Source organism: Salmonella sp. 741265116_PST, assembly GCF_046567715.1.
GTDB lineage: Bacteria > Pseudomonadota > Gammaproteobacteria > Enterobacterales > Enterobacteriaceae > Salmonella > Salmonella enterica.
Window position 1 is genome coordinate 62068 of sequence record NZ_JBKFPH010000014.1, and the last position, 25283, is coordinate 87350.

Below are 25283 nucleotides of genomic sequence, written 5' to 3' on the forward strand. Positions count from 1 at the left end.
TTATTCCTTCACCTGATGCACCACATCGATCACTGAACCGTCGCGATAACGCACGACAGCAATCACGCGGTCAGTGAATTCGATAGGGCGGGGCTGACCGGTAAGCAGTTGCGCGCGTTCGCGCAGCCACTCAATCGATACCACTTTCATTCCCGCTGCTTTCAGGCGTTCAGCCAGCTCCGGACGCGCCGGATTGACGGCGATACCGTGATCGGTGACCAGAATGTCAACGCTGGAGCCTGGTGTGACGCAGGTGGTGACGTTATCAACCAGCGTTGGGATGCGACCGCGTACCAGCGGCGCGACGATGATGGACAGCGCCGCCGCGACGGCGGTATCGCAGTGACCGCCGGACGCGCCGCGTAGAACGCCGTCGGAGCCGGTCAGCACGTTAACATTGAAGTGGGTGTCGACTTCCAGCGCGCTCAGTACCACCACGTCCAGACGGTCGACGGAAGCGCCTTTAGAGCCCCAGTTGGCGTACTGGTTAGCGCTGATTTCGATATGGTTCGGGTTGCGGGTCAAAGATTGCGCAGCGTTACGATCGAAGCTCTGAACGTCAAGCAGTTTGCGGATTAAGCCCTTTTCATGCAGGTCGACCATGGTGGCGGTGATACCGCCCAGCGCGAAATTAGCCACAATGTTGCGGCTACGCATTTTGTCTTCCAGGAAGCGGGTGACCGCCAGCGATGCGCCGCCAGTACCGGTTTGCAGGGAGAAACCTTCGTTGAAGTAGCCGGAGTGGGCAATGACTTCCGCCGCGCTGCGGGCGATCAGCAGTTCACGCGGATTAGTGGTCATGCGGGTCGCGCCAGCGCCGATTTTGTTTGCATCACCGACTTCTTCGATTTGCACGATCAGATCAACCTGATCCTGAGCGATGCTTGCCGGGTTATGCGGATACGGCAGCAGTTGCTCCGTCAGCATCACGACCTGCTTCGCGCTGTCAGCATCCACCATCGCGTAGCCCAGTGAACCGCAACAGGCTTTGCCGGTATAACCGTTAGCATTACCGAATTCATCGCAGGAGGGCACGCCAAGAAACGCAACATCAATATTGAGTTCGCCGCTTTGTACCAGATGTACACGACCGCCGTGGGAGTGAATCTGAACCGGCTCAGCCAGCAGGCCGCGAGAAATTTCTTCCGCCAGCGGGCCGCGCAGGCCTGACGTGTAGATGCGGCTGACCACCCCGTTACGAATGTGTTCAACCAGCGGCGCATGGCAGTCGCTCAGCGAACTGGAGGCCAGGGTCAGATTTTTGAAGCCCATCTTCGCGATGGTTTCCATCACCAGGTTAATCGTCAGATCGCCGCCGCGAAACGCGTGGTGAAAAGAGAGCGTCATGCCGTCGCGTAAACCGGAACGGCGGATGGCCTCTTCCAGGCTGGCGCACAGTTTGTGGTCGCGCGGTTTTTGCGCTTGTAGATCCAATTTTGCCGCACTTTGGTAAGCGCTCAGTTCGCTTTCAGCGTGACGGCTCCAGGCTGCTACGCGATCCTGGCGTTGAGATTCATTTTTCTGCGTCATTTTTTTGCCTTATTCTTCGCGAATACCGGAAAGTTCTGCACGGGAGAGCACCAGACGGGCGCGTTCAATCACCGGGCTGTCGACCATCTTGCCGTTAAGGGAAACGACGCCGAGACCTTCGCGGGCGGCGGCTTCTGCGGCTTCAACGACCAGACGCGCATGGGCGACCTCTTTACGCGTCGGCGCATAAAGGTTGTGCAGCAGTTCGATCTGGCGGGGGTTGATCAGTGACTTACCGTCAAAGCCCAACTGTTTAATGTGGGCGGCTTCTTGCAGGAAACCGGCTTCGTTATTGGCGTCTGAATAGACGGTATCGAAGGCCTGAATGCCAGCGGAACGCGCGGCCTGCAAAATGGCGCAGCGGGCGAACAGCAGTTCGGTGCCTTCCGGAGAGCGTTCGGTGCGCAGATTGCGAACATAGTCTTCCGCGCCCAGCGCAATCCCGATCAACCGTTCAGAGGCGTGGGCGATTTCTACCGCGCGGGTAATACCCAGCGGCGATTCCACGGCGGCTAACAGGCCGGTACTGCCCGGTTCGCGACCGCAGGCGTTTTCAATGCGCAGAATTTCGTTTTCGATATCAATGACGTCCTGCGCGGTGTCGGTTTTCGGTAAACGCACCACGTCCGCGCCGCCGCGCACGACCGCTTCCAGATCGTTGACGCCCCATTCGGAGTCCAGTGCATTCACGCGGACAATGGTTTCGACGTCACGGTAAAGCGGGTGTTGCAGCGCGTGATATACCAGACGGCGCGCCGCGTCTTTTTCGCGTAATGCAACGGAGTCTTCCAGGTCGAACATCAGCGCGTCGGCCGGGTAGATAAACGAATTGCTCACCATCGCCGCGTTGGCGCCCGGTACGAATAACATACTGCGGCGGGTGCGGGTTTTACGTTGTTGCAGAGAAGTGGAAATCATTGGCGATCCTCCCAGGGCAGAGCGGCAATACCGCTGGCGCGCGCCAGTAGCGTTTCCAGTCGGGCGCGCAAAATGCAGTCCAGAGCGCCTTTATCATCGACGTTCAGTTGTACGCCGCGCACGTCGTAGCGAGAAAGCACCTCCAGGATGGTGGCGCGAATGGCCTCGCCAAACTGTTTTTCAACGCTACTGTTGATTTGCAGGTCAATATCCTGCGTATCGAGCGGCGCAATGCGTATCATCACATCGCCGGACTCAAGCGTGCCTGCGACGGCTAGCTGGTTTATTTTCATTTTTCACCTGTTGCTAATACGGGGGACTTTTGACGGGCTGCCGCGCTGCCCGGATGGCGTTCGACCATACCCTGCAAATAGCGCAGGGTGGCGTCGGGAACCAGCGGCGCGATAGCCGTGAGATCGTGTTTAACCAGCAGCTTGCGTACCCAGGAGGCGGATATCGGCGTTTCCTGGAAGCAAAGACGCTCTATTTCCACCAGCGTAATGGGTGGGGCGGGAAGCGTTGGCGTCTCCAGCCAGAAACGCATATCAAGGTTGTACTGGGCGGTAACGGTGCAAAACGGCTCCGTACCGACAAAGCGGTGTGTGATGCCAAGCGCGGGCGCCAGGTACTGGCGAAAAATCTTCAGGTCGATTTCGGTATAACAGTGATTAATAACGCTCTGCTCTTTAATGAAATAGCAGGGGAACGTTGCCCGAGAGATAATGTATTCGGAGCCGCGGTGAACGGTTAAGCGCGGGATATCGGTAGTCCCTTTAAGGACCAGATCGAGTCGGTCTTCATAGGGAAAGCGTGATGTATCTTCTTTGACCAGGAACAGATGCAGCCAGTCGCACTGCGCAGCCGCCTGTTGGATCAGATAGCGATGGCCGTGCGTGAAAGGATTGGCGTTCATCACAATACAGCCAATTTTCTTTCCCTCATGACGCAATGTCGCCAGCGATTCCGCATACCGTTTCAACCGGGTCGCGCTATTTTCCATTAAGACCATTACGCCAGGGACGCTGGCTATCGTCGAAAAGCTGCACTGTTTAAACAGCGCTTCGTATTCCGTTTTTGTATAAATAAAAAGATGGGTGCAGTGTCGTTCCCAGGCGAGATTAATCAATTCCGTCGCCAGCGTTAACGCTAAGCCTTCGCCGCGTACTGATTCGCTAATGGCCACGCATTTAATGATATTTCCGGCGATACCGCCGCAGGCAATAAGTCGGTCATGACGGGTGACGGTAATAAACACCTCTACAGTGGTATCGACGCTTAAATCATTCTCTTTGAGAAAGTGAGCGATCTCCGCCATTTTTTTATTTTCAGAGCGTTTTACCCGGGTGAATACATTATTGCCAAACATAGTAAGAAATATCCTGGTGATATGCTTGTTGCCACTTTTCTGTATATGTTGCGCTGTGTTGCAACTTGATAACTTTTTCTTTTCAGTCAGAGTGGGAGTTTTTTTATTACGAGTTATTTATTTTTCTCTCTGGCGTATACATCGTAAGGAGTATTTTGGTGGTAAATTTTGATTTATTTCACAAAGCGTTAGATGGTTTTTAAGTGTTTTATGGTTTTAAGTTTTTTAATTAATTTAATCGCCATTCAGGCGGTGGTTTTTAGTTGTTTAATTGATTTAATGTGGGGAATCTGTAACGATCGGTTTTTATATGCTTCAAGTTACTTAAAACATTTTTATTACATTTGCGGTAAATCCGCAGCGAAATGCCCATAAGGAACCTTAATGCCCTATCAGAAAAATAAAAAGCTGTTTCCTTTTTTTCGGCAACTCGCGTTTCCGTTGCGTATTTTTCTGCTCATTCTGGTGGTTTCTGTTTTCATCGTGGCGGCATTAGCACAATATTTGTCTGCCAGTTTCGAAGATTATCTGGCGTCCCATGTTCGTGACATGGCGATGAATCAGGCAAAAATTATTGCTTCTAACGACAGCATTATCGCCGCCGTAAAAAACCGGGACTATAAACGCCTGGCGATAATTGCGAATAAACTGCAGCGCGGGACGGATTTTGACTATGTGGTGATAGGCGATCGCCACTCGATCCGGCTTTACCATCCGAATCCGGAAAAAATTGGCTATCCCATGCAGTTTACGAAACCCGGCGCGTTGGAAAGAGGAGAAAGTTATTTCATTACCGGTAAGGGCTCAATAGGGATGGCGATGCGCGCCAAAACGCCTATCTTTGACAACGAAGGCAACGTGATCGGCGTTGTTTCAATTGGCTATCTGGTCAGTAAAATCGACTCCTGGCGGCTGGACTTCTTATTACCGATGGCGGGGGTTTTTGTCCTGTTGCTGTTGGTATTAATGCTGCTTTCCTGGTTTTTCGCCGCGCATATCCGCCGACAAATGCTGGGCATGGAGCCGAAACAGATTGCGCGCGTGGTACGCCAGCAGGAGGCGTTGTTTAGCTCGGTTTATGAAGGGCTGATCGCCGTTGATCCAGAGGGACATATCACCGCGATTAACCGCAATGCGAGAAAAATGTTGGGGCTGCCGTCGCCGGGGCGTCAGTGGCTGGGCAAGTTGATAGCAGAAGTCGTCAATCCGGCAGACTTTTTTACCTGCCAGATCGCAGAAAGGCGTCAGGACGTGATGGCCAACTTCAATGGCCTGAGCGTCATCGCCAATCGTGAGGCTATCCGTTCCGGCGAGGAGCTGCTGGGCGCTATTATTAGTTTTCGCAGCAAGGATGAAATCGCGACGTTGAACGCGCAGTTAACTCAGATTAAACAGTATGTTGAGAGCCTGCGCACGCTACGCCATGAGCACCTGAACTGGATGTCGACTCTGAACGGCCTGCTGCAAATGAAAGAGTATGATCGGGTCAGAGAGATGGTGCAGGGCGAATCGCAGGCGCAGCAGCAACTTATTGATAGTTTACGCGGCGCCTTCGCCGATCGTCAGGTGGCCGGTTTGCTGTTTGGCAAAGTGCAACGCGCGCGTGAACTGGGGCTCAAGATGGTGATAGTTCCCGGCAGCCAGCTACATCAACTGCCGGAGGGGCTGGATAGCACGGAGTTCGCCGCCATCGTCGGGAATCTGCTGGATAATGCGTTTGAGGCGAGTTTGCGTACACAGGAAGGCGACAATACCATCGAACTTTTCCTGAGCGACGAGGGCGACGAGGTGGTGATAGAGGTCGCCGACCAGGGCTGCGGCGTTCCTGAAGCGCTGCGGGAAAAAATTTTTGAACAGGGCGTAAGTACCCGAACCGACGAACCCGGTGAGCATGGTATCGGGTTATATCTGATTGCAAGTTATGTGGGGCGCTGTGGCGGGGTCATTACACTGGAAGACAATGATCCTTGTGGCACCTTATTTTCTTTATTCCTTCCGAAAGTGAAAAAAAACGATGACAGAACCATTAACCCTATTGATCGTTGAGGATGAAACGCTGCTGGCGGAGATGCACGCAGAATATATCCGCCATATTCCTGGCTTTAACCAGATATGGCTGGCGGGCAATCTGGCGCAGGCGAGAATGATGATTGACCGGTTCAAACCTGGATTAATTCTGTTGGATAATTATCTGCCGGATGGGAAGGGGATTACGCTGCTGCATGAATTAATGCAGTCGCGCTATCCTGGCGGCGTCGTGTTTACGACCGCCGCCAGTGACATGGAGACGGTAGCGGAAGCGGTACGTAGCGGTGCGTTTGATTATCTGGTCAAACCTATTGCTTATGAACGTTTGGGGCAGACGCTGACCCGTTATCAACAGCGCAGACGTATGCTGGCGAGCGCGGATAGCGCAAGCCAGAAGCAGATAGATGAAATGTTCAACGCCTATGCGCGCGGCGAACCGAAAGGGGATTTGCCGACCGGTATTGATGCCTTAACCCTTAATGCGGTGATGAAGCTGTTTGCCGATCCAACCGTACGCCACACGGCTGAAACGATCGCGCAGGCCTTAACGATAAGCCGCACCACATCCCGACGCTACCTGGAATATTGCGCGAGTCAGCACCTGATTGTCGCAGAGATTATTCATGGCAAAGTGGGCAGGCCGCAGCGTATTTACCACGGCGGCTAAGCCTGGTTTAAGATGCCGGGGCGATGTTTTCCCTCGCCCCGGCTTACCGGCTATCAGCCGCCGGTAACGGCGGAAGAGGTGCCTGGCACCATAATTTCCGTGGCGATAATGACGATCAACAGACCGACGATGACCGGAACGGAGGTGCGTTTCACCACTTCAAAAGGTGATATTTTAGCCATCCCGGCGACAGCGACCACGACGCCGGAGACCGGCGAAATCGTGCGCCCCAGGTTTGAGGCTTGCAGCATTGGGATGGATAAATAGGCTGGGTTGATGCCGGAGGAGTGCGCCAGTTTAGGGATCATCTCAACAAAGGCGTAAAAAGGCGCATTGCCTGAACCGGTGGTCATCGCGGCCAGCATGGTTAAAATCACTAAGACCAGCATCAGAATAATGCTGGCGGAGCCAAAAGAAGTGGCAATCGAGATCAGACTTTGGATAAAGCCAATGGTGCTCAGCCCCTGGGCGAAAACGCCCGCCGCGACCAGCAGCATCACAACGCCGGCAAACGCATCCGCCATGCCGCGATAAGCCACTTCCAGGCCGGAAAACACATTTTGCGTGTTGAAGCCGCGCACGAATTCCAGCACGGCGGCCAGCAGCATACAGATCACCAGAATGGTAATAATGTGCAACTGCGGCCCCCATTTACCGTCAAAAATCAGTACGCCGATAATGGGCGTGAACGGTAAAAGGGCATAAAACGGCGGGGCCGTGGTGGTAATCTCCGCCACGTCCAGCATCTCATGTGAAATGTTCTCTTTTTTATCCAGATAGCGTTGCCAGAAAAAGTGCGCTATCGCCATACCGATAATGGCGGCGATGGAAATCGGCAGCGTGGTTTTGAACGCGAAATCGATTAACGGCATCTCCGCCGCTTTTGCGGCTAAAACCACATCGCCAGACGTTGGCGAGAGGATGATGGCGGCCGGAGAGGCGCAAATAGCCGCCGCCGCGCCGCGGCTAATGCCGACGTTGACCATCACCGGGAAGAGAGTAGCCATGAGCAGTACGCCAAGCCCCGTCGCGGAAGAGACGGCCAGCGACATCAGGCAGGCGACAAAATAGGCGGCAATCATCAACAGGTAGGGCGAATTTATGTACTGTAAAGGTTTCGACGCCAGCTTCACGACCATATCATTCGCGCCGATATGCGTCATATAAGCGGCAAAGCCGCACAGCATCATGATCATCATGCCAAGATCGCCGCCGCGACTCATGAGCAAAATTTTGATGTATTCAACAATATCTGTTGCGGTATAGCCGGTACTGGTTTCGCTGGCAGGTAATACCTTATGCCCCATCAGCGCGCTGATAATAAGCAGAACCAGACCGCCGACAAATAAAACGCCAGTGGCGGAATATCCCTTAATGATGTAGCGCGCTACACCCACAATAACGACGACCCCGATAAGGAGCTCTATAACTGTTAGCATTGTTTCCCCTGTCTTATCGACACCCAGAGTAAAAATAAGAGCCACAAAAGTGGTATAAAAATGTACCGAATAAAGGATGGCGCCTTACTGATTAAAATCACGGCGCGGTTATTTTTTCATGTCATCGCTAAAGAGGAAATATGTTTATGCGAATTTTCTGTAGCGCTATAAGTATTAATTTATTGTTATTTTATTGTTTTGTTTGTTGTGCTTTATTTTGTGTTTTTTGTGAAAATTTAGTAAGGAGCGCGCGACGGTTCTGAGTGTTAAATCAAACGCCGTTAACCCGATACTCTCTCAGATTATTCTCTGTTTATAGTTTGTTAAGATTTTATTCAGGTTAATGTTGTTATTATCACAGTCGAATTTTTGAACGGTATGGCTGTTGTGATGATTATCAGAAAGTATTTTCTTATTATTGCTCTCCTTGTTATGCCATGGCTGGCTATTCCTTCAGTCTCTGCGGCGGATAAAGGGTGGTTTAACACGTTTACCGATAACGTCGCAGAAACGTGGCGACAGCCTGAGCATTATGATTTGTATGTCCCCGCCATTACATGGCATGCGCGCTTTGCCTACGATAAAGAGAAAACGGATCGCTATAACGAGCGACCGTGGGGCGTGGGTTTTGGTCAGTCGCGCTGGGACGACAAAGGCAACTGGCATGGCCTCTATATGATGGCCTTTAAAGATTCATTTAACAAATGGGAACCCATAGGCGGTTATGGCTGGGAAAAAACCTGGCGACCGCTGGAAGACGATAATTTTCACCTGGGACTGGGCTTTACCGCGGGCGTTACCGCGCGCGACAACTGGAATTATATTCCCATCCCTGTGCTGTTGCCTTTAGCGTCGATAGGCTATGGTCCCGCTACCTTTCAGATGACCTACATTCCGGGTTCGTATAACAACGGAAACGTCTATTTCGCCTGGATGCGTTTCCAGTTTTGACGGAGAAGGGTATTGTTCTGTTGTGAATTAAAAAGCCTTAAAAAACAATAGGTAGATAGGGTTGGCTAAAAATTAACGCGATATTTATCACTTTTTCGCAAAGTTCGACTGGACAAAATGCATCACAATTGTTGTACTGGTATCCGACACGGCATTTGTGTCTATTTTTCATGTAAAGGTAATTTTGATGTCTAAGATTAAAGGTAACGTTAAGTGGTTTAATGAATCCAAAGGATTCGGTTTCATTACTCCGGAAGATGGCAGCAAAGACGTGTTCGTACACTTCTCTGCAATCCAGACCAATGGTTTTAAAACTCTGGCTGAAGGTCAGCGCGTAGAGTTCGAAATCACTAACGGTGCCAAAGGCCCTTCCGCTGCAAACGTAACTGCTCTGTAAGCATACGTCCGACAGCAAGATTTCAAAACCCGCCCTTTCGGCGGGTTTTTTTTGCGCTTAACGCGCCGCTGCGGCGGAAAATAGCCAGAATGCCAGCGCCGTCATGGCAAACGAACCCAACAGGTTAATCAGCACATTCAGCAGCGCCCAGCCAAAGCGCCCCTCTTGCAGCAAGAATACCACTTCAGCAGAAAAAGTAGAAAAGGTCGTCAGGCCGCCGCAAAAGCCGGTCGTAATGAGCACTTTCCACATCGGATCGATATGTGTCATGCGGTTAAACCAGGCGAACCCCATGCCGATAATAAACGCGCCAAGCAAATTTGCTGTTAGCGTACCGATGGGAATCGCCTGATGAAGCGGATTAAAACGCATACTTAGCATCCACCGGGCTACGCTCCCCGTTCCACCGCCGATAAAAACTGCTAAAAGAAGCTGTAACACTGCCGAATCCTTTATTTAATTGCTATACAGGAGGAGTGTAACGCCGAACAAGCATAATTGGCGAGTCCTGACAGAGGTGTGGGAGGGGATATGTTCGTTGCAGCCGGGCAGTTTGTGGTGAGTTCTGTATGGGAAAAGAATGCGCAAGTTTGCGTTTCGTTAATGGCTCAGGCGGCGGACCGCGGCGTATCGCTTCTGGTGCTGCCTGAGGGGATATTAGCGCGAGATGACATCGACCTTGACCTGCCGATTCGCGCCGCGCAGCCGCTGGATGGCGCGTTTATGACGCGGCTTCAGGAAGAAAGCGCTCATAATAATATGACGACGATATTCACTATCCTTGTCCCGTCAACGCCTGGACGGGCGGTTAATATGCTGGTGGCGCTACGGGCGGGTCACATTGTCGCGCGTTACGCGAAGCTGCATCTCTATGATGCGTTTTCGATGCAAGAATCCCAAAGTATTGATGCCGGAACCGTTATCGCGCCTGTGCTGGACGTGGAGGGGGTTAAGGTGGGGCTTATGACCTGTTATGACCTGCGCTTTCCGGATATGGCGTTAGCGCTGGCTTTACAGGGGGCTGACGTATTGGCGCTGCCGACGGGCTGGGTTCGCGGCCCGCTGAAAGAGCAGCAGTGGTCGACGCTGCTGGCGGCGAGAGCGCTGGATACCACCTGCTATATGATTGCGGCCGGGGAGTGTGGTAATCGTAATATTGGTCAAAGTCGTATTATCGATCCGTTGGGGGTAACGATAGCCGCGGCAGCCGATCGTCCGGCGCTGATCGTCGCGGAAATATTCAGAGAACGAATAGGCCAGGTGCGGGAGCAACTTCCTCTTTTGCAGCAACGACGATTTGCGCCACCGCAATTATTATGATGTTTTTTTACGCAAAGCTTGATTCACCTTGTTACAGATTGCTATTGTGTGCGCGCGTCGAAAGACCGTTAATATTCTCAGGTTAATCCGGCGCGTTACGCAGCCTGTTTTTAGTGAAGAAGGTATCTATGGGTGAGATTAGTATTACCAAACTGCTGGTGGTTGCCGCACTGGTTGTTCTGCTGTTTGGTACCAAGAAGTTACGTACGCTGGGCGGAGACCTGGGCACGGCGATTAAAGGATTCAAGAAAGCAATGAACGATGAAGACGCGGGCGTTAAGAAAGACGTCGACGGTAGCGTTCAGGCTGAAAAACTCTCGCACAAAGAGTAATAGCGCGATGCGCTTGCTCCGCAGAGTAAAAAAACCGGCAAGTTGCCGGTTTTTTTTGCCTGAAATGTAAGCGTCTATTACACGATCATTTCACTTCCATGCCTTTGGCCTGGAGATCAGCATGGTACGAAGAACGTACAAAGGGGCCACAGGCGGCATGGGTAAAGCCCATCGCCAGGGCTTCCGCTTTCATCTCGTCAAACTCTTCCGGGCTGACATAACGCTGTACCGGCAGGTGATGGCGGCTTGGCTGTAGATACTGACCAAGCGTCAGCATGGTAACGCCGTGACGGCGTAAGTCGCGCATAACCTCAATGATTTCCGCATTGGTTTCGCCTAAGCCCACCATCAGACCCGATTTTGTCGGAATTTCCGGGTGCGCTTCTTTGAAGCGTTCCAGTAATTTCAGCGACCAGTTGTAATCGGCGCCCGGACGAACCTGGCGGTAGATACGCGGCACGTTTTCCAGGTTGTGGTTAAAGACATCCGGCGGCGTCGCGTTAAGGATATCCAGCGCGCGATCCATACGTCCACGGAAGTCTGGCACCAGGGTCTCTATTTTTATCTCCGGGTTTTTGGCGCGGATGGCGGTGATGCAGTCAGCAAAATGCTGGGCGCCGCCGTCACGCAGATCGTCACGGTCGACAGAGGTGATGACCACATAGCGTAGCGCCATGTCGGCGATCGTTTGCGCCAGTTTCTGCGGCTCTTCCGCATCCGGCGCAACGGGGCGGCCATGGGCGACATCACAGAACGGACAGCGGCGAGTGCAAATGGCGCCAAGGATCATAAACGTAGCGGTACCGTGGTTGAAACATTCAGCCAGGTTTGGGCAAGACGCTTCCTCGCAGACAGAATGCAGGCCATTTTTGCGCATTGCGGCTTTGATGCCCTGGATACGGGTAGAATCCGCCGGAAGTTTTATTTTCATCCATTCCGGTTTACGTAGTAGAGCGTCGCGCTCTGTGACCACATTTTTAACCGGGATAAGAGCCATCTTATCGGCATCGCGGTATTTTACACCGCGTTCCATCACAATGGGTTTACTCATAGCGTGCGTGTTCCAGTTGCGAATAACGAAGGAAAGCGTTTCAATTCAAGGGAAAGTTGTATTTATCAACTATTTTTGAATTTGTGACACGCAGTATATCATTGATAAGGGCCATAAAGCAGCCTGACAGCCCGGCAAAATGTAAAATAGTTGTTGTTTTGTGCTGTTTGCCCATATCTTCCGTGACCTGAATGCAACATTTTTGTCAGAACGCCTCACGGATGATATCAATGACGTTCTCCAGCACCGGATCGCGCAGACTCAGTTTATTGTAATGCAGCGAGAACTCGACCTGTTCACTATTCACCGGCGCGTAGGGAAGGCGTTCAAGCGGCCAGCAACGGCTAAATAAGTCGTAGAAGCGGGTGGGCATCAGTCCCAGCAGATCGCTGCTGGCGATCAGCGAGGCAATGGTAAAAATATTGTAGCTACTAAAACTGATTTGCTGATCGGGAAATGTCTCTTGCAGTCGCTGGCGCAGCAGGGAAAGATGTTGTCCCTCCAGCATCAGAAAGGTGTGATCCGCGCTGTTCAGTCTCTCTTCAGTAATGGCGTTCGCCAGACACGGGTGATGCTGGCGGCAGACAATCTCAAGCGTATCGCTAAACAGGACGTGATGCTGGATGCTCCGGTTGTTATAGCTATGGGTATTGATAATGAGATCGGTCTGAAACTGACTAAGCTGGCTTTCGGCATCGTCTACCGGAATGTTGCGCAGCAAAAGCTGAGGATAACGCGGCCTGATGGCCTGGTAAATAATCGGCATCACTAGCGCGCCGACCGAAGGCGTTGTGCCAATTGTAATGGTACGTTGCTTATCATAGCTGCCCGTAAGATCCAGGGCGCCAAGAATAGATTCCAGCCCCTGGCTGATGTATTCGTGCAGATGCGTAGCATACGTCGTGGGCGTTACGCCCTGGCCTTTGCGAATAAACAGCGGATCGGGAAATATAGTCCGTAATTTTTGAATGGACTGGCTGATGGCTGACGGCGTCAGGTTAAGAATTTTCGCTGCATTGACGATCCCTTTATGGACATATACGGCCTCGAAAATCGTCAACAGATTGAGGTCAATATTTCTCAGTGTTCTGAAAATTTGCGGTTTGTCTTGTAGGTGTTGATCGGCCGGTTGTCTTTCTGTCTGATTATTATCACTCACGCTCTGGCTCCGAATTCATTCGTATTATGAATAATAGATGAAATAGTATATTTTGCATTTATGAGTTGGTTTTAAAATTACTCTTATGAATGTATTTTTAATCATTTCAATAAGATAAGTAACAGCAAGGCCGGGATTTTGTTCACGGAAAATTCCTCATCATGAGGACTGAAGAGGCCATGCCGCCTGGCGGCTACAGCAGGGATATAACGAAAATATAGAAAGCGGGGGGAGAAGTAAAGCATTCAAATCATATATGATTAATGACCCATAAATTTCTTGGGCCATTATATTTTACGCATTAAGCAGCAATATATTCATACGGTGGATTATTTAGCAGAGCTAAAATATTCGCCAGCAAGCGGGGCGCAATATTATCCGTGGTAGCGTCTTCCTTCCACTGCGTTATTTTGGTCATTTCCATGCCGGCATAACCACACGGGTTGATGCGCAGGAAAGGAGAAAGATCCATGTTAACGTTTAGCGCTAAACCGTGGAATGAGCAGCCGCGACGGATACGTAAACCCAGCGAGCAGATTTTCTTTTCACCCACGTAGACGCCCGGCGCATCGGCGCGCGGATGCGCCTCAATACCCATTTCAGCCAGCGTATTCACCACGGTCTGTTCAAGTAGGGTGACTAAATCACGCACGCCCAGTTTACGTCGTTTCAGGTTAAGTAAAACGTACATTACCTGTTGGCCAGGACCATGATAGGTCACCTGTCCTCCACGATCGCTCTGCACAACGGGAATATCGCCAGGCATCAATATATGTTCCGCTTTACCGGCCTGGCCCTGGGTAAACACCGGGTAATGCTCAACCAACCAAATTTCATCATGGCTGTTTTCATCGCGCATATCGGTAAAGTTATGCATGGCCTGAGAGATAGCTTCATAGGGCTGAAGGCCGAGCTGGCGGACAAGGATTTTATCCTGATACAAAACGGCATCTCCGTAGAGAATGAAAAAAGAGAGGAAAGTATATCACAGCGGGGGAGGCGGGGAGTTACCCGGATAAGACCGGGTAACCGTCTGGATGTATTACAATACCATTCGCACGATATCAATATTGCCCAGTTCTTCGTACAGCGTTTCAACCTGTTCAATATGGGTGGCATTAATGGTAATAGAGACCGAGTGGTAGTTGCCTTTGCTGCTCGGTTTTACCGTCGGAGAGTAATCACCAGGCGCATGGCGCTGTACCACTTCAACCACCTGATCAACCAGCTCAGGTAACGCCTGCCCCATTACTTTGTAAGTAAATGGCGTAGGGAATTCAAGCAGTTCGTTAAGTTTGGTTTTCATGTCAGCTCCGGCATTACGTAAAAAAATAACAACTCCCGCCATAGGGCGGGAGTTTTACTGATGCATAGTATATGGGGACGAAAATCACACTTTCAAGCGTTCAATTTTTATCCAAACCAGTGATGGAACATTAATTTAATGTAATCAATGATTTTACCGAAGAAGTTCCCTTCCGGGATCTCTTGCAGTACGACCAGCGGACGCTGCTCGATGGTTTTACCGTCCAACTGGAAGTTGATGGTGCCGACCACCTGGTTTTTCTGCAGCGGCGCGTGCAGTTCTGCGGTATTCAGTACATAGCTCGCTTTCAAATCTTTCATGCGACCGCGAGGGATCGTCAGGTAAACGTCTTTATCGACGCCCAGCGAGGCGCGATCGGTATTACCAAACCAGGCGGGTTCAGAGGCGAACTCTTTACCCGCCTTCAGCGGATTAACGGTTTCAAAGAAACGGAAGCCCCACGTCAGCAGTTTTTTGCTTTCTGTTTCACGGCCTTTATAGGTCCGTCCGCCCATCACGGCGGAAATCAATCGCATCTGGCCTTCGGTTGCGGAAGCGACCAGATTATAGCCCGCTTTGCTGGTATGGCCGGTTTTGATGCCGTCCACATTCAGGCTGTTATCCCACAGCAGACCGTTACGGTTTAACTGGCGAATGCCGTTAAAGGTGAACTCTTTTTCTTTATAAACGGCATATTCGTTAGGCACATCGCGAATTAACGCCTGACCAATCAGCGCCATATCGCGAGCTGAACTGTATTGTCCGTCGGCGTCCAGGCCGTGTACGGTCTGGAAGTGGGTATTTTTCAGCCCCAACGCGTTCACATAGCTGTTCATCAGTCCGACGAAAGCATCCTGGCTACCGGCGGCGAAATCAGCCATCGCCACACAGGCGTCATTGCCGGATTGCAGATTGATGCCGCGTATCAACTGAGAGACCGGTACCTGCATTCCCGGCTTGAGGAACATCAGCGAGGAGCCTTTAAATACCGGATTGCCGGTAGCCCAGGCGTCATTACCGACGGTAACCAGGTCGGTTTCTTTAAATTTACCCGCTTTCATTGCCTGTCCGATGACGTAACTGGTCATCATCTTCGTCAGACTCGCCGGGTCGCGACGTTCGTCGGCGTTTTGTTCCGCCAGAACTTTGCCGGAGTTGTAGTCGATCAGGATGTAGGATTCCGCATCGATCTGCGGAACACCCGGGATCATAGTTTTGATATTCAGGTCATCGGCATGTGCGGTTGAGATAAACGCGGCACAAAGCGCCGTGGTGAGCGCCATGCGCTGCATAAAACGAGCGGAAAAAGTGGTCTTCATGGTCTGAACTACGACGTCCGTGATGAAATTAAAAAAAGAGCCCTACTATAGCAAAAGCATAACTGGCAGGCATCTGACTTTCCGCGTGACTTTGTTAATGTCATTTACAGAAATTGACAGTACAGATACCTGCAATCGGTTACTGCGCGCTGGCGATAAAGGACTGTAATTGTGCTTCTGTTTGCAAACGTTGCTGTAACGCGCTGGCTTCGGCTTTACTGGCAAAAGGCCCCAGTTGAATACGCCAGACCGCGCCGTTTTGTATTACGCGTCCTGGTACGCTGAACTGCTGGCTTAAACGCTGTTGGTACTGCTGCGCGCGCGTTTGATCGCTGACGGCGCCGACCTGGACGACGAAACGACCGCTCGCCGTTTCGGCTGGCACGCTCACCGGGGCAGATACCGGGGCCGCGGCGGCAGGCGCGCTCACCGGTGTCGCAGTCGCTGGAGCCGCCACCGGCGCGGAAACCGGCGCTGTCTGTGGTGCCGGCGTCGGTTCATTACTCTCCAGCACGCCAGGCGCCAGCGTAGTCGGCGCGCCGAGGAAGCCGCTGTTGCTCACCGGCGCGCCGGTGGTATCGTCACTTTTCAACGTGGTATTGCTGACCGGAAGAACGTCGCCTTGCGGTTGCGCAGGCGCTGAAGAGGCGCTTCCCATTCCGCCGCTTAAATCAGGGCGAGGGGGCAGAGCGTAGGTCTGTTTCGCCACCGTCGTACAGGCCATCCCCGGGCCGGAGAGCGAACCATCCGGCGCTACGATAATGGGGTCAATCCGTACTTTAGTATTATTTGAGGTATTCAGACGATCCGCCGCTGCGCGGGACAGGGAGATGACCCGATCGGTGCCATAGGGGCCGCGATCGTTAATACGCACGACGATCATGCGACCGTTGGCCAGGTTGGTGATTCGCGCATAGCTGGGGATAGGCAGTGTCGGATGGGCGGCGGTAAGCTGCATCGGATCGAACATCTCCCCGGAGGCGGTTAAATTACTGCCGGGTTCCGCATCATAAATAGCGGCCAGGCCAGCCTGGCTAAAGCGGGACGGGTCCTGAACGATTTTATAACTTTTACCGTCACGCTGATAATCCTGGTTTGCGGTCGGATTCAGAGGTTCATAACGCGGTTCCGCTCCGCTGATTTCCACAGTCGGACCATTACATACCGCAGGTTGCGGCGCGACGGTGGTTTGCTGCTGACCGCCGTCATTAGTACATGCCGCGAGTAGTACTATCCCTGCCGCGACGCAGATTACAGGCAACTGCTTACGCATTGCGCACCCCTTATACGCTTTTCGACAACATTTTTCTGTGGGTGTGGATCGACATCACAATCCCGAACCCGGCCATCAGCACAATCAGTGCGGAGCCCCCGTAGCTGACCAGGGGTAAAGGTACTCCAACCACAGGCAGAATACCGCTCACCATACCAATATTTACGAAGACATAAACGAATAATATTAACATTAATCCGCCAGCCATCACGCGACCAAATGTAGTTTGCGCTCTGGCGGCAATCCACAGACCGCGCATTATTAGCAAAATATAGAGCGCGAGCAGAATCAGGATGCCCACCAGACCGAGCTCTTCCGCCAGTACCGCGAAAATAAAGTCGGTATGGCGTTCGGGTAAAAACTCCAGCTGCGACTGGGTGCCGTGGAGCCAGCCTTTACCGCGCAGGCCGCCTGAGCCAATGGCGATTTTAGACTGAATAATATGATAGCCCGCGCCCAGCGGATCGGTCTCCGGATCAAGGAGCATCATGACGCGCTGGCGTTGGTAATCGTGCATCAGGAAAAACCACAAAATAGGAATAAATGCAGCGATCAATACAATGGCGACCCCAATTAAGCGCCAGCTCAGACCAGACAAAAATAGGACAAAGAGACCGGAAAGGGCGACCAGAATAGACGTCCCCAGGTCCGGCTGGGCGGCGACCAGCAGGGTAGGCATAAAGATTAATACCAGGGCGATGGCGGTATTTTTCAGCGAGGGCGGGCAGACGTCACGGTTAATAAAGCGGGCGACCATCAGCGGCACGGCGATTTTGGCTATTTCCGAAGGCTGAAAGCGAACGATTCCCAGATCGAGCCAGCGCTGCGCGCCTTTGGATATTGCGCCGAAGGCATCAACGGCGACCAGCAAAATGATACAAATGATATAGAGATAGGGCGCCCAGCCTTCATACACGCGCGGCGGGATCTGCGCCATCACCACCATGACAACCAGCCCCATCGCAATCTGGCCGATTTTACGCTCCATCATGCCGATGTCCTGGCCGCTGGCGCTCCAGATGACCAACGCGCTGTAAACCAGTAATGCCAGCAGAATGAGTAGCATCGTGGGATCGATATGAATTTTATCCCAGAAGGTTTTTTTGTTCGGATTATCCGTCATGATTATTGGTCCTCCGCCGCTGCAACCACCGGGTTTTCCGCAGGCAAATGGGTGTTGTTGTCGCCCAGCATGATGTGATCAAGGATTTGGCGCATGATCGTGCCTACTGCCGGGCCTGCGCCGCCGTTTTCAAGGATGATCGCGACGGCGACCTGGGGATTGTTATACGGCGCAAAGGCGGTCATTAATTTATGGTCGCGCAGGCGCTCGGCGATTTTATGCGCATTGTACGTTTCGTTGGCCTTCAGGCCAAAGACCTGCGCGGTGCCCGACTTCGCCGCGATTTTATAGGGCGCGCTGGCAAAATATTTATGCGCCGTGCCGTTAGGGCGGTTGGCGACGCCATACATGCCATCTTTCGCAATTTCCCAGTAGCCGGAGTGAATATCGCCCACCGGCGGCTCATGCGGCTGTACCCACGGCACCTGTTTACCGTTTTCCGCGGTGCTCATTAACAGGTGCGGGACTTTAACTACACCGTCGTTAATAAGGATCATCAGCGCCTTACTCATCTGAATCGGCGTCGCTGTCCAGTAGCCCTGGCCGATGCCCACCGGAATCGTATCGCCCTGATACCACGGTTTTTTAAAGCGTTTCTGTTTCCACTCGCGGGTCGGCATATTACCAGAGCGCTCTTCTGCGAGATCAATTCCGGTATAGTGACCATAGCCGAACTTACCCATCCATTCTGACAGGCGATCGATTCCCATGTCATAGGCCACCTGATAGAAGAAGGTATCCGCCGACTCTTCAAGGGATTTGGTGATATTCAGATGCCCGTGGCCCCATTTTTTCCAGTCGCGGTAGCGTTTCTCAGACCCCGGCAACTGCCACCAGCCAGGGTCGAAAAGACTGGTGTTACGGGTGATGACGCCAGCGCTTAACGCCGATACGGCGACGTAAGGCTTAACGGTAGAAGCGGGTGGGTAGACACCCTGAGTCGCGCGGTTCACTAATGGCGTGTTCGGGTCGTTAAGCAGCCCGGAGTAATCTTTGCTGGAGATGCCATCCACGAAAAGGTTAGGGTCGTAACTTGGCATGGAGACCAGCGATAGCACGCCGCCGGTACGCGGATCGGTGACAATCACCGCCGCGCGACTGCCTGCCAGCAGCGTTTCAATATACTGCTGGAGCTTGAGATCCAGCGTCAGGTAGATATCGTGTCCGGCCTGCGGCGGTACCTCTTTGAGCTGGCGAATAACGCGGCCGCGGTTGTTGACTTCAACCTCTTCATAACCGGTTTGCCCATGCAGAATATCTTCATAGTAGCGCTCAATGCCCAGCTTGCCGATGTCATGGGTGGCGGCGTAGTTCGCCAGTTTGTTTTCTCTGTCGAGACGCTCGACGTCTTTATCATTGATTTTCGATACGTAGCCGATAACGTGGGTCAGCGCCGATCCGTATGGATAATAGCGGCGTTTATAGCCTTTGACTTCGACGCCCGGAAAACGGTACTGGTTGACAGCAAAGCGCGCGACCTGAACTTCCGTCAGGTTTGTTTTCACCGGAATAGAAGTAAAGCGATGGGATCGGGCGCGCTCTTTTTTAAAGGCGGCGATATCGTCGTCGTTTAAATCGACCACACTGCGTAGCGCATCCAGCGTTTGCTGAACGTTTTCCACCTTTTCCGGCATCATTTCAATCTGATAGATAGTGCGGTTCAGCGCAAGGGGAATGCCGTTACGGTCGTAGATTATCCCGCGGCTTGGCGCAATTGGCACCAGCTTGATACGGTTTTCGTTCGAGCGGGTCTGGTAATCGGTAAAACGGAGAATTTGCAGATTATACAAATTGGCGATCAGTACGCCGGTCAGCAGCAAAATACCCAAAAAGGCGACCAGCGCCCGACGCACAAACAGTGCGGACTCAGCCGTATAGTCACGAAAAGAATTTTGTCGTTTCATCCGCTGCTTAATCTTCTCAAGACTTCACGATCACTCACGGTGATAAGGGTGGTTGGTTGTGATGCTCCACGCCCGGTACAAACTCTCCGCGACCAGAACCCGAACCAGCGGGTGAGGGAGCGTTAACGCCGAGAGCGACCAGCTCTGTTCCGCTGCCGCTTTGCAGGCGGGAGATAATCCTTCCGGGCCGCCAATCAGCAAACTGACGTCGCGCCCGTCCTGTTTCCAGCGCTCCAGCTCATTGGCTAACTGCGGCGTATCCCACGGCTTGCCTGGAATATCCAGGGTAACAATGCGATTCTTACCGGCGGCGGCCAGCATCTGCTCGCCCTCTTTGTCGAGAATGCGTTTGATATCCGCGTTCTTGCCGCGTTTTCCCGCAGGGATTTCGATTAGCTCAAAGGGCATATCTTTCGGAAAACGACGCAGATATTCCGTAAATCCCGTTTGAACCCAGTCGGGCATCTTCGTGCCGACAGCGACAAGTTGCAGCTTCACGCATTAACTCCAGAGTTTTTCCAGTTCATACAGGCGGCGACTTTCTTCCTGCATGACATGCACAATCACATCGCCCAGATCGACGACAATCCAGTCAGCCGCATTTTCGCCTTCGACGCCCAATGGCAGCATACCGGCCGCGCGCGACGACTGCACCACGTGGTCGGCAATAGACATAACGTGACGGCTGGAGGTGCCGGTACAAATAATCATACAGTCGGTGATACTGGATTTACCCTGAACATCTAAGGCGATGATGTCCTGACCTTTCAGGTCATCAATTTTGTCGATAACAAAATCCTGGAGTGCTTTACCCTGCAAGTTTTCCCCCTGGGTGAATAATTGCGTTATAACGATAGAAAAAGGCCAACAGGCTGGACCGGTAAGGCGTTGCGAGTTAACGCTAACCTTCCGGCGGGACGCCGTGTAGTATACCTGAATCAGCGGCGATACCGGGACTTATGTCGCCGGATCGGCGTTTAAAACCAGATTATCATCCCATCCCACGTCACAGAAAGCATCGCCATTTTTGTAAAACAATTTCTGCAAAGCTCTGCAAGGTGAAAAAAGCCTGGCTGCGGAGAATAACAGCCTGTCGGGGGCTGTCAATGGGCGAAACCGCTGCGGCGAGAAAAAACGGAAAATTCATCACTCAGGCCGCCAGACGGCACGACTATTTAATACTTTCAGGGTGGCGAACCCTTCGCATATGTCGATTGCGCTCCAGCATCCCTGCTCTACCCGGAAATGCCATAGCGAGGCGGCGGGCATTGCGAGCAGACGGGCAATCAACAGGCTGAGTACGCCCTGATGGCTGACGATCAGCAGGTTCTGGCAATCGCTAAACGCGTCGAGTCGCGAGATAAAGCGCTCTACGCGCCGGGTAAAAGCCTGAAAACCCTCGCCATTGGTCGGAACCGCATTCTGCCAGTCCGTACACCAGGCGGCATAGCTTTCGGCATCTTCATGGGTCAGGTCGCGGTGATGGCGCATTTCCCAGTCGCCGAAGTACATCTCATTAAGCTCAGGTAAGATGTGTTGCGGCACATCCCGGCCCTCCAGTACGAGCCGGGCGGTATGGCGCGCGCGCTCCAGCTCGCTGCATAACACCCTGTCAAATGGCGCGTGGCGCAATAAAGTATGTAGCGTTTTCGCCTGGCCAATCCCTTTTTCCGTTAACGGCGTGGGAGCATGTCCGCTATACAACCCGGCGACATTGGCCTCAGTTTCGCCATGACGCACCAGCCACAATCGCATGGTATTCCTCATGAGGTTAAATGCGCAAAACATGATAATGCCCCCTGATTGCGCAACGTTTTTTTCACTAAAATAGCGTTTTTTGGCCGGAGGCATAATGGCGTTATTCAACAGCGCGCATGGCGGTAATATTCGGGAAGCCGCGACGGTGTTGGGCATCTCGCCTGACCAGTTACTGGATTTTAGCGCAAACATTAATCCGCTGGGTATGCCTGTCAGCGTGAAACGCGCGCTTATCGACAATCTGGACTGCATTGAGCGCTACCCGGACGCCGATTATTTTCATTTGCACCAGGCGCTGGCGCGTCATCATCAGGTGCCGGCATCGTGGATACTGGCGGGAAATGGCGAGACGGAGTCAATCTTTACCGTGGCGAGCGGTCTTAAACCGCATCGTGCAATGATTGTCACGCCAGGTTTCGCGGAGTATGGCCGGGCGCTGGCGCAAAGTGGCTGTGAAATTCGTCGCTGGTCTCTATGCGAAGCGGATGGCTGGCAGCTTACCGATGCCATTCTTGAGGCGTTGACGCCCGATCTGGACTGCCTGTTTCTGTGTACGCCCAATAATCCTACCGGCCTGCTGCCGGAGCGGCAGTTATTACAGGCCATTGCCGATCGCTGCAAATCGCTGAACATTAACCTGATCCTGGATGAGGCGTTTATCGATTTTATTCCGCATGAGGCGGGCTTTATTCCTGCTCTTAAAGATAATCCGCATATCTGGGTGCTGCGTTCGCTGACCAAATTTTATGCTATTCCCGGCCTGCGGTTGGGATATCTGGTCAACAGCGATGACGCGGCGGTGGCGCGGATGCGTCGCCAACAAATGCCGTGGTCGGTTAACGCGCTGGCGGCGCTTGCCGGTGAGGTAGCGTTACAGGATAGCGCCTGGCAACAGGCGACCTGGCATTGGTTACGGGAGGAGGGCGCCCGGTTTTATCAGGCGCTTTGTCAGCTCCCCCTGCTGACGGTCTATCCCGGGCGGGCAAACTATCTGTTGTTACGCTGTGAGCGAGAGGATATTGACCTGCAGCGACGGTTGCTGACGCAGCGGATTTTAATCCGTAGCTGCGCTAACTACCCGGGGCTGGACAGCCGCTATTATCGTGTGGCGATACGCAGCGCTGCGCAAAACGAGCGTCTGCTGTCGGTGCTGCGCAATGTGCTTACCGGTATAACCCCTGCTGATTGATGTAGTTCAGCACGTTTTCCGGCAACAGATCGTCGCAGGATTCGCCTTTTTCCAGCCGTTCGCGGATGAGGGTTGCGGAGATATTAAGCCAGGGCGTTTCCGCCAGGTAAATTTTACCGGCTGGCAACTGGTGCAGATCGTCCGGCGTATGGGTCAGATGCTGTTCCAGCCACTGCTGGTGTTGCGCCTGCGTCATTTCAAGGGGGTAGCCGGGACGACGGCAAACGATCAGGTGAGTGTTATCAAGGATGGTGTCGTAATCATGCCAGGAGGGGAAGTTAAGCAGCGAGTCCTGGCCGATAATAAACGCCAGCGGCGCTTCGGGGCCCTGTTCTTCGCGCCATGCTTTCAGCGTTTGCGCAGTGTAAGAGGGCGCGTTTCGCTGTAGCTCGCGTTCATCCAGCGTAAAAAGCGGCTTATCGGCGATAGCCAGCTCCAGCATATATTTACGCTGCGCGCTGGAGGCTTCCGGCTGGGGGCGATGCGGCGGCACATTGTTAGGCATAATAATCACCCGCGATAAGCCGATCAGATTCGCCAGCGTTTCAACAGGTTTAAGATGTCCATAATGCACCGGATCAAAGGTGCCGCCGAATAAAGCCTGTAACGATTTCATATCACCCATCAATAAATACGTCTGCCAGCGCCTTATGGCAGAGCAGGAGCGACAGCCCTTCAAGATCTGCCCATACCGACTGACCATAATCCTGTTTGAGCGTAATTTCTGTACGCGTCAGTAACTGCACGGCCTGGCGAAGCTGTGCAGGATGGAGACGCTGCAACGCGTCGCCGATCATGGGGCGACGGTTTTGCCAGACCCGGTGTTTATCAAACAGCGCGCGTAACGGCGTATGCGCGGACTGACGTTTGAGATTTACCAGTAGCAGCAGCTCTCGCTGGAGGGTGCGCAGCAGAATGACCGGTTCGCTGCCTTCAAGGCGTAGCTGTTGCAGGATATGCAGCGCGCGTTTGCTTTTCCCCATCAGTAACGCATCCACCCAGTGGAAAGGGGTAAAGTGGGCGGCGTCATTGACGGCCTGCTCCACGCGAGGAAGCGTTAACTTACCGTCAGGCCAAAGCAGCGACAGCCGTTCCAGCGCCTGCGCCAGCGCCAACAGATTGCCCTCATAGCAATAGCACAGCAGTTGGTTCGCGGCGTCATCCAGTTGCAAATTCTGTGCTTTCGCTCTGGCGGCCACCCAGCGGGGAAGCTGCGCCTGCTCCGGCGTCTGACAACTGACCTGAACGCTACGGTCTGCCAGCGAGGTATACCAGGCGGCGTTTTCCTGCGCTTTGGTGAGCTTGTTTCCGCGTACTATTAATAACAGGTCGTCATGCAGCAGCTCGCTCAGCGTGGCGAGTTGCTCATTCATTGCCGCGTTAGGCCCGTTTTCCGGCAGTTGCAGCACCAGCGTTTGACGACTGGCGAACAGACTCATCGCCTGGCAGAGTGAGAAAAGCGATCCCCAGTCGGTACTGGGATCGAGAGTAAAAGCGTGGTGCTCTTCGAAGCCTTGCGACGCAGCCGCCAGACGAATAGCGTCCTGACTTTCCTGCAGCAGCAGCGGATCGTTGCCCAATAGCAGATATGCCGCACGCAGCCCTTCGTTGAGCTGCGCGCGGAGTTGTTCAGGATACAACCTGATCATTAGTTACTCAGCGTAGTGGAGACGCGTGCTGGCGTAGAGGCGGGCGCCGCCGTCTCATTGTCGGCGGTAGCCTCCTCTTTCGTCGCCTGAATATCCGCCGCGCGGACGCTGGTCAGCTTACGAATCAGCTGTTCAGCGGCTTTGTCGTACATCTCCTGAACGATCATGGCCTGCTCGTTATCCTTCGCCAACGCCATCTGCGGGTTATCGAAGAACGAACGGTACACTTTCGTGCTGATAGGATAGATGTCATGGCCCGGAATCAATACCGAGGCATTGACGGTCATCACCATCTGATATTCCGCCGTCTGGCCGTCCTGGAACACTGACGCCGTATCCTGCGAAATAGTCACCGTTCCAAGCCGCAGAGACGGAACGTCTTTGCGCGTTGTGTCTTTATCAAGCAGGTTTACGTTATTCAGCCGTAACTGATTACGTACCGCACGACTTAGCGGACCGTTCGGATCGCCGGAATCGAGGATCATCGTTTTCATTGAAGCCGGAACCTGCGTAGTGCTACGCAGATGCCAGCCGCATCCGGCGGTGACCAGCACCGCCAGAGATAACAACAGTGTTACCAGATATCGCACGCTTCCTCCCGCGC

At 52.9% G+C, this 25283-nt stretch carries 27 protein-coding genes; 7 read left to right on the forward strand and 20 right to left on the reverse strand.

All coding sequences use genetic code 11. The features are described from left to right. Genes citF through citC form a run of 4 tightly spaced genes read right to left on the reverse strand, consistent with a single transcriptional unit; the run spans window position 1 to window position 3814 of the window. Window positions 1-1530, reverse strand: a complete 1530-nt coding sequence (gene citF / locus ACLD11_RS11920) for a citrate lyase subunit alpha (protein ID WP_411014949.1) — start codon at window positions 1528-1530, stop codon at window positions 1-3. A gap of 9 nt (window positions 1531-1539) precedes the next feature. Next, entirely contained in the window at window positions 1540-2448 is a 909-nt protein-coding gene (gene citE, locus ACLD11_RS11925) for a citrate (pro-3S)-lyase subunit beta (RefSeq protein ID WP_023209530.1), read from the reverse strand. Then, window positions 2445-2741, reverse strand: a complete 297-nt coding sequence (gene citD / locus ACLD11_RS11930) for a citrate lyase acyl carrier protein (RefSeq protein WP_000700679.1) — start codon at window positions 2739-2741, stop codon at window positions 2445-2447. The genes citE and citD overlap by 4 nt, the downstream gene beginning before the upstream one ends. Continuing rightward, on the reverse strand, window positions 2738-3814 hold the full coding sequence (gene citC / locus ACLD11_RS11935; RefSeq protein WP_000467878.1) for a [citrate (pro-3S)-lyase] ligase: 1077 nt from the start codon (window positions 3812-3814) through the stop codon (window positions 2738-2740). Before citC ends, citD begins: the two co-directional genes overlap by 4 nt. Window positions 3815-4198: 384 nt before the next feature. Between citC and dpiB the strand changes: the two genes are divergently transcribed. Continuing rightward, window positions 4199-5860, forward strand: coding sequence for a sensor histidine kinase DpiB (dpiB, locus tag ACLD11_RS11940; RefSeq protein ID WP_053299977.1), 1662 nt, complete (start codon window positions 4199-4201; stop codon window positions 5858-5860). Then, window positions 5829-6509 carry a two-component response regulator DpiA gene (dpiA, locus tag ACLD11_RS11945; RefSeq protein WP_183060494.1) on the forward strand — a complete coding sequence of 227 codons (681 nt, stop codon included), beginning with the start codon at window positions 5829-5831 and terminating at the stop codon, window positions 6507-6509. Before dpiB ends, dpiA begins: the two co-directional genes overlap by 32 nt. Before the next feature lie 53 nt (window positions 6510-6562). Here the strand turns inward: dpiA and dcuC are convergent, their stop codons facing one another. Beyond that, window positions 6563-7948 carry an anaerobic C4-dicarboxylate transporter DcuC gene (gene dcuC, locus ACLD11_RS11950; protein WP_411014950.1) on the reverse strand — a complete coding sequence of 462 codons (1386 nt, stop codon included), beginning with the start codon at window positions 7946-7948 and terminating at the stop codon, window positions 6563-6565. Window positions 7949-8326: 378 nt separating this feature from the next. Here dcuC and pagP point away from each other — a divergent pair, with 378 nt between their 5' ends. Both pagP and cspE read left to right on the forward strand, forming a co-directional pair. After that, a complete protein-coding gene (gene pagP, locus ACLD11_RS11955) occupies window positions 8327-8899 on the forward strand; it encodes a lipid IV(A) palmitoyltransferase PagP (RefSeq protein WP_183060498.1) in 573 nt (190 codons plus the stop codon). 187 nt (window positions 8900-9086) lie between these two features. Beyond that, window positions 9087-9296: a transcription antiterminator/RNA stability regulator CspE gene (gene cspE, locus ACLD11_RS11960; RefSeq protein ID WP_000034826.1), complete on the forward strand. Its 210-nt coding sequence runs from the start codon at window positions 9087-9089 to the stop codon at window positions 9294-9296. Between the two features lie 57 nt (window positions 9297-9353). Here the strand turns inward: cspE and crcB are convergent, their stop codons facing one another. Beyond that, window positions 9354-9737 (reverse strand): fluoride efflux transporter CrcB, encoded by a 384-nt coding sequence (crcB, locus tag ACLD11_RS11965; RefSeq protein WP_000939753.1) that lies wholly within the window; start codon window positions 9735-9737, stop codon window positions 9354-9356. Between the two features lie 90 nt (window positions 9738-9827). Between crcB and ACLD11_RS11970 the strand changes: the two genes are divergently transcribed. Both ACLD11_RS11970 and tatE read left to right on the forward strand, forming a co-directional pair. Further along, window positions 9828-10616 carry a deaminated glutathione amidase gene (locus ACLD11_RS11970; protein WP_411014951.1) on the forward strand — a complete coding sequence of 263 codons (789 nt, stop codon included), beginning with the start codon at window positions 9828-9830 and terminating at the stop codon, window positions 10614-10616. 128 nt (window positions 10617-10744) lie between these two features. Continuing rightward, complete coding sequence (gene tatE / locus ACLD11_RS11975; RefSeq protein ID WP_000503938.1) at window positions 10745-10948, forward strand: twin-arginine translocase subunit TatE; 204 nt, start codon at window positions 10745-10747, stop codon at window positions 10946-10948. Between the two features lie 85 nt (window positions 10949-11033). Here the strand turns inward: tatE and lipA are convergent, their stop codons facing one another. The 11 genes from lipA to ACLD11_RS12030 form a co-directional block, all read right to left on the reverse strand. Further along, window positions 11034-11999 (reverse strand): lipoyl synthase, encoded by a 966-nt coding sequence (gene lipA / locus ACLD11_RS11980; RefSeq protein ID WP_411014952.1) that lies wholly within the window; start codon window positions 11997-11999, stop codon window positions 11034-11036. A gap of 205 nt (window positions 12000-12204) precedes the next feature. Then, window positions 12205-13158: a YbeF family transcriptional regulator gene (locus tag ACLD11_RS11985; RefSeq protein ID WP_080160307.1), complete on the reverse strand. Its 954-nt coding sequence runs from the start codon at window positions 13156-13158 to the stop codon at window positions 12205-12207. A gap of 301 nt (window positions 13159-13459) precedes the next feature. Then, complete coding sequence (gene lipB, locus ACLD11_RS11990) at window positions 13460-14101, reverse strand: lipoyl(octanoyl) transferase LipB (protein WP_058661357.1); 642 nt, start codon at window positions 14099-14101, stop codon at window positions 13460-13462. Between the two features lie 99 nt (window positions 14102-14200). Next, entirely contained in the window at window positions 14201-14464 is a 264-nt protein-coding gene (gene ybeD, locus ACLD11_RS11995) for a DUF493 family protein YbeD (RefSeq protein WP_000850547.1), read from the reverse strand. 107 nt (window positions 14465-14571) lie between these two features. Then, entirely contained in the window at window positions 14572-15783 is a 1212-nt protein-coding gene (gene dacA / locus ACLD11_RS12000; protein ID WP_000858711.1) for a D-alanyl-D-alanine carboxypeptidase DacA, read from the reverse strand. A gap of 139 nt (window positions 15784-15922) precedes the next feature. Beyond that, window positions 15923-17056 (reverse strand): endolytic peptidoglycan transglycosylase RlpA, encoded by a 1134-nt coding sequence (gene rlpA / locus ACLD11_RS12005; RefSeq protein WP_411014953.1) that lies wholly within the window; start codon window positions 17054-17056, stop codon window positions 15923-15925. Window positions 17057-17066: 10 nt separating this feature from the next. Further along, complete coding sequence (mrdB, locus tag ACLD11_RS12010; RefSeq protein ID WP_000131713.1) at window positions 17067-18179, reverse strand: peptidoglycan glycosyltransferase MrdB; 1113 nt, start codon at window positions 18177-18179, stop codon at window positions 17067-17069. A 2-nt stretch (window positions 18180-18181) separates the two neighbouring features. Further along, on the reverse strand, window positions 18182-20083 hold the full coding sequence (mrdA, locus tag ACLD11_RS12015; RefSeq protein WP_023201921.1) for a peptidoglycan DD-transpeptidase MrdA: 1902 nt from the start codon (window positions 20081-20083) through the stop codon (window positions 18182-18184). Window positions 20084-20113: 30 nt separating this feature from the next. After that, entirely contained in the window at window positions 20114-20581 is a 468-nt protein-coding gene (rlmH, locus tag ACLD11_RS12020) for a 23S rRNA (pseudouridine(1915)-N(3))-methyltransferase RlmH (protein ID WP_000776107.1), read from the reverse strand. 3 nt (window positions 20582-20584) lie between these two features. Then, window positions 20585-20902: a ribosome silencing factor gene (gene rsfS, locus ACLD11_RS12025; RefSeq protein ID WP_001161670.1), complete on the reverse strand. Its 318-nt coding sequence runs from the start codon at window positions 20900-20902 to the stop codon at window positions 20585-20587. Between the two features lie 327 nt (window positions 20903-21229). After that, window positions 21230-21838, reverse strand: coding sequence for an adenosylcobalamin/alpha-ribazole phosphatase (locus ACLD11_RS12030; protein WP_001241922.1), 609 nt, complete (start codon window positions 21836-21838; stop codon window positions 21230-21232). 97 nt (window positions 21839-21935) lie between these two features. Between ACLD11_RS12030 and cobD the strand changes: the two genes are divergently transcribed. After that, window positions 21936-23030, forward strand: coding sequence for a threonine-phosphate decarboxylase CobD (gene cobD / locus ACLD11_RS12035; protein ID WP_411014954.1), 1095 nt, complete (start codon window positions 21936-21938; stop codon window positions 23028-23030). Here cobD and nadD read toward each other — a convergent pair. Genes nadD through lptE form a run of 3 tightly spaced genes read right to left on the reverse strand, consistent with a single transcriptional unit; the run spans window position 23005 to window position 25269 of the window. Next, window positions 23005-23646 carry a nicotinate-nucleotide adenylyltransferase gene (nadD, locus tag ACLD11_RS12040; protein WP_023972009.1) on the reverse strand — a complete coding sequence of 214 codons (642 nt, stop codon included), beginning with the start codon at window positions 23644-23646 and terminating at the stop codon, window positions 23005-23007. The genes cobD and nadD overlap by 26 nt on opposite strands. A 1-nt stretch (window position 23647) precedes the next feature. Beyond that, window positions 23648-24679 (reverse strand): DNA polymerase III subunit delta, encoded by a 1032-nt coding sequence (gene holA, locus ACLD11_RS12045; protein WP_411014955.1) that lies wholly within the window; start codon window positions 24677-24679, stop codon window positions 23648-23650. Continuing rightward, window positions 24679-25269 carry an LPS assembly lipoprotein LptE gene (gene lptE, locus ACLD11_RS12050; protein WP_001269950.1) on the reverse strand — a complete coding sequence of 197 codons (591 nt, stop codon included), beginning with the start codon at window positions 25267-25269 and terminating at the stop codon, window positions 24679-24681. Before lptE ends, holA begins: the two co-directional genes overlap by 1 nt. Between the last annotated feature and the right edge of the window lie 14 nt (window positions 25270-25283).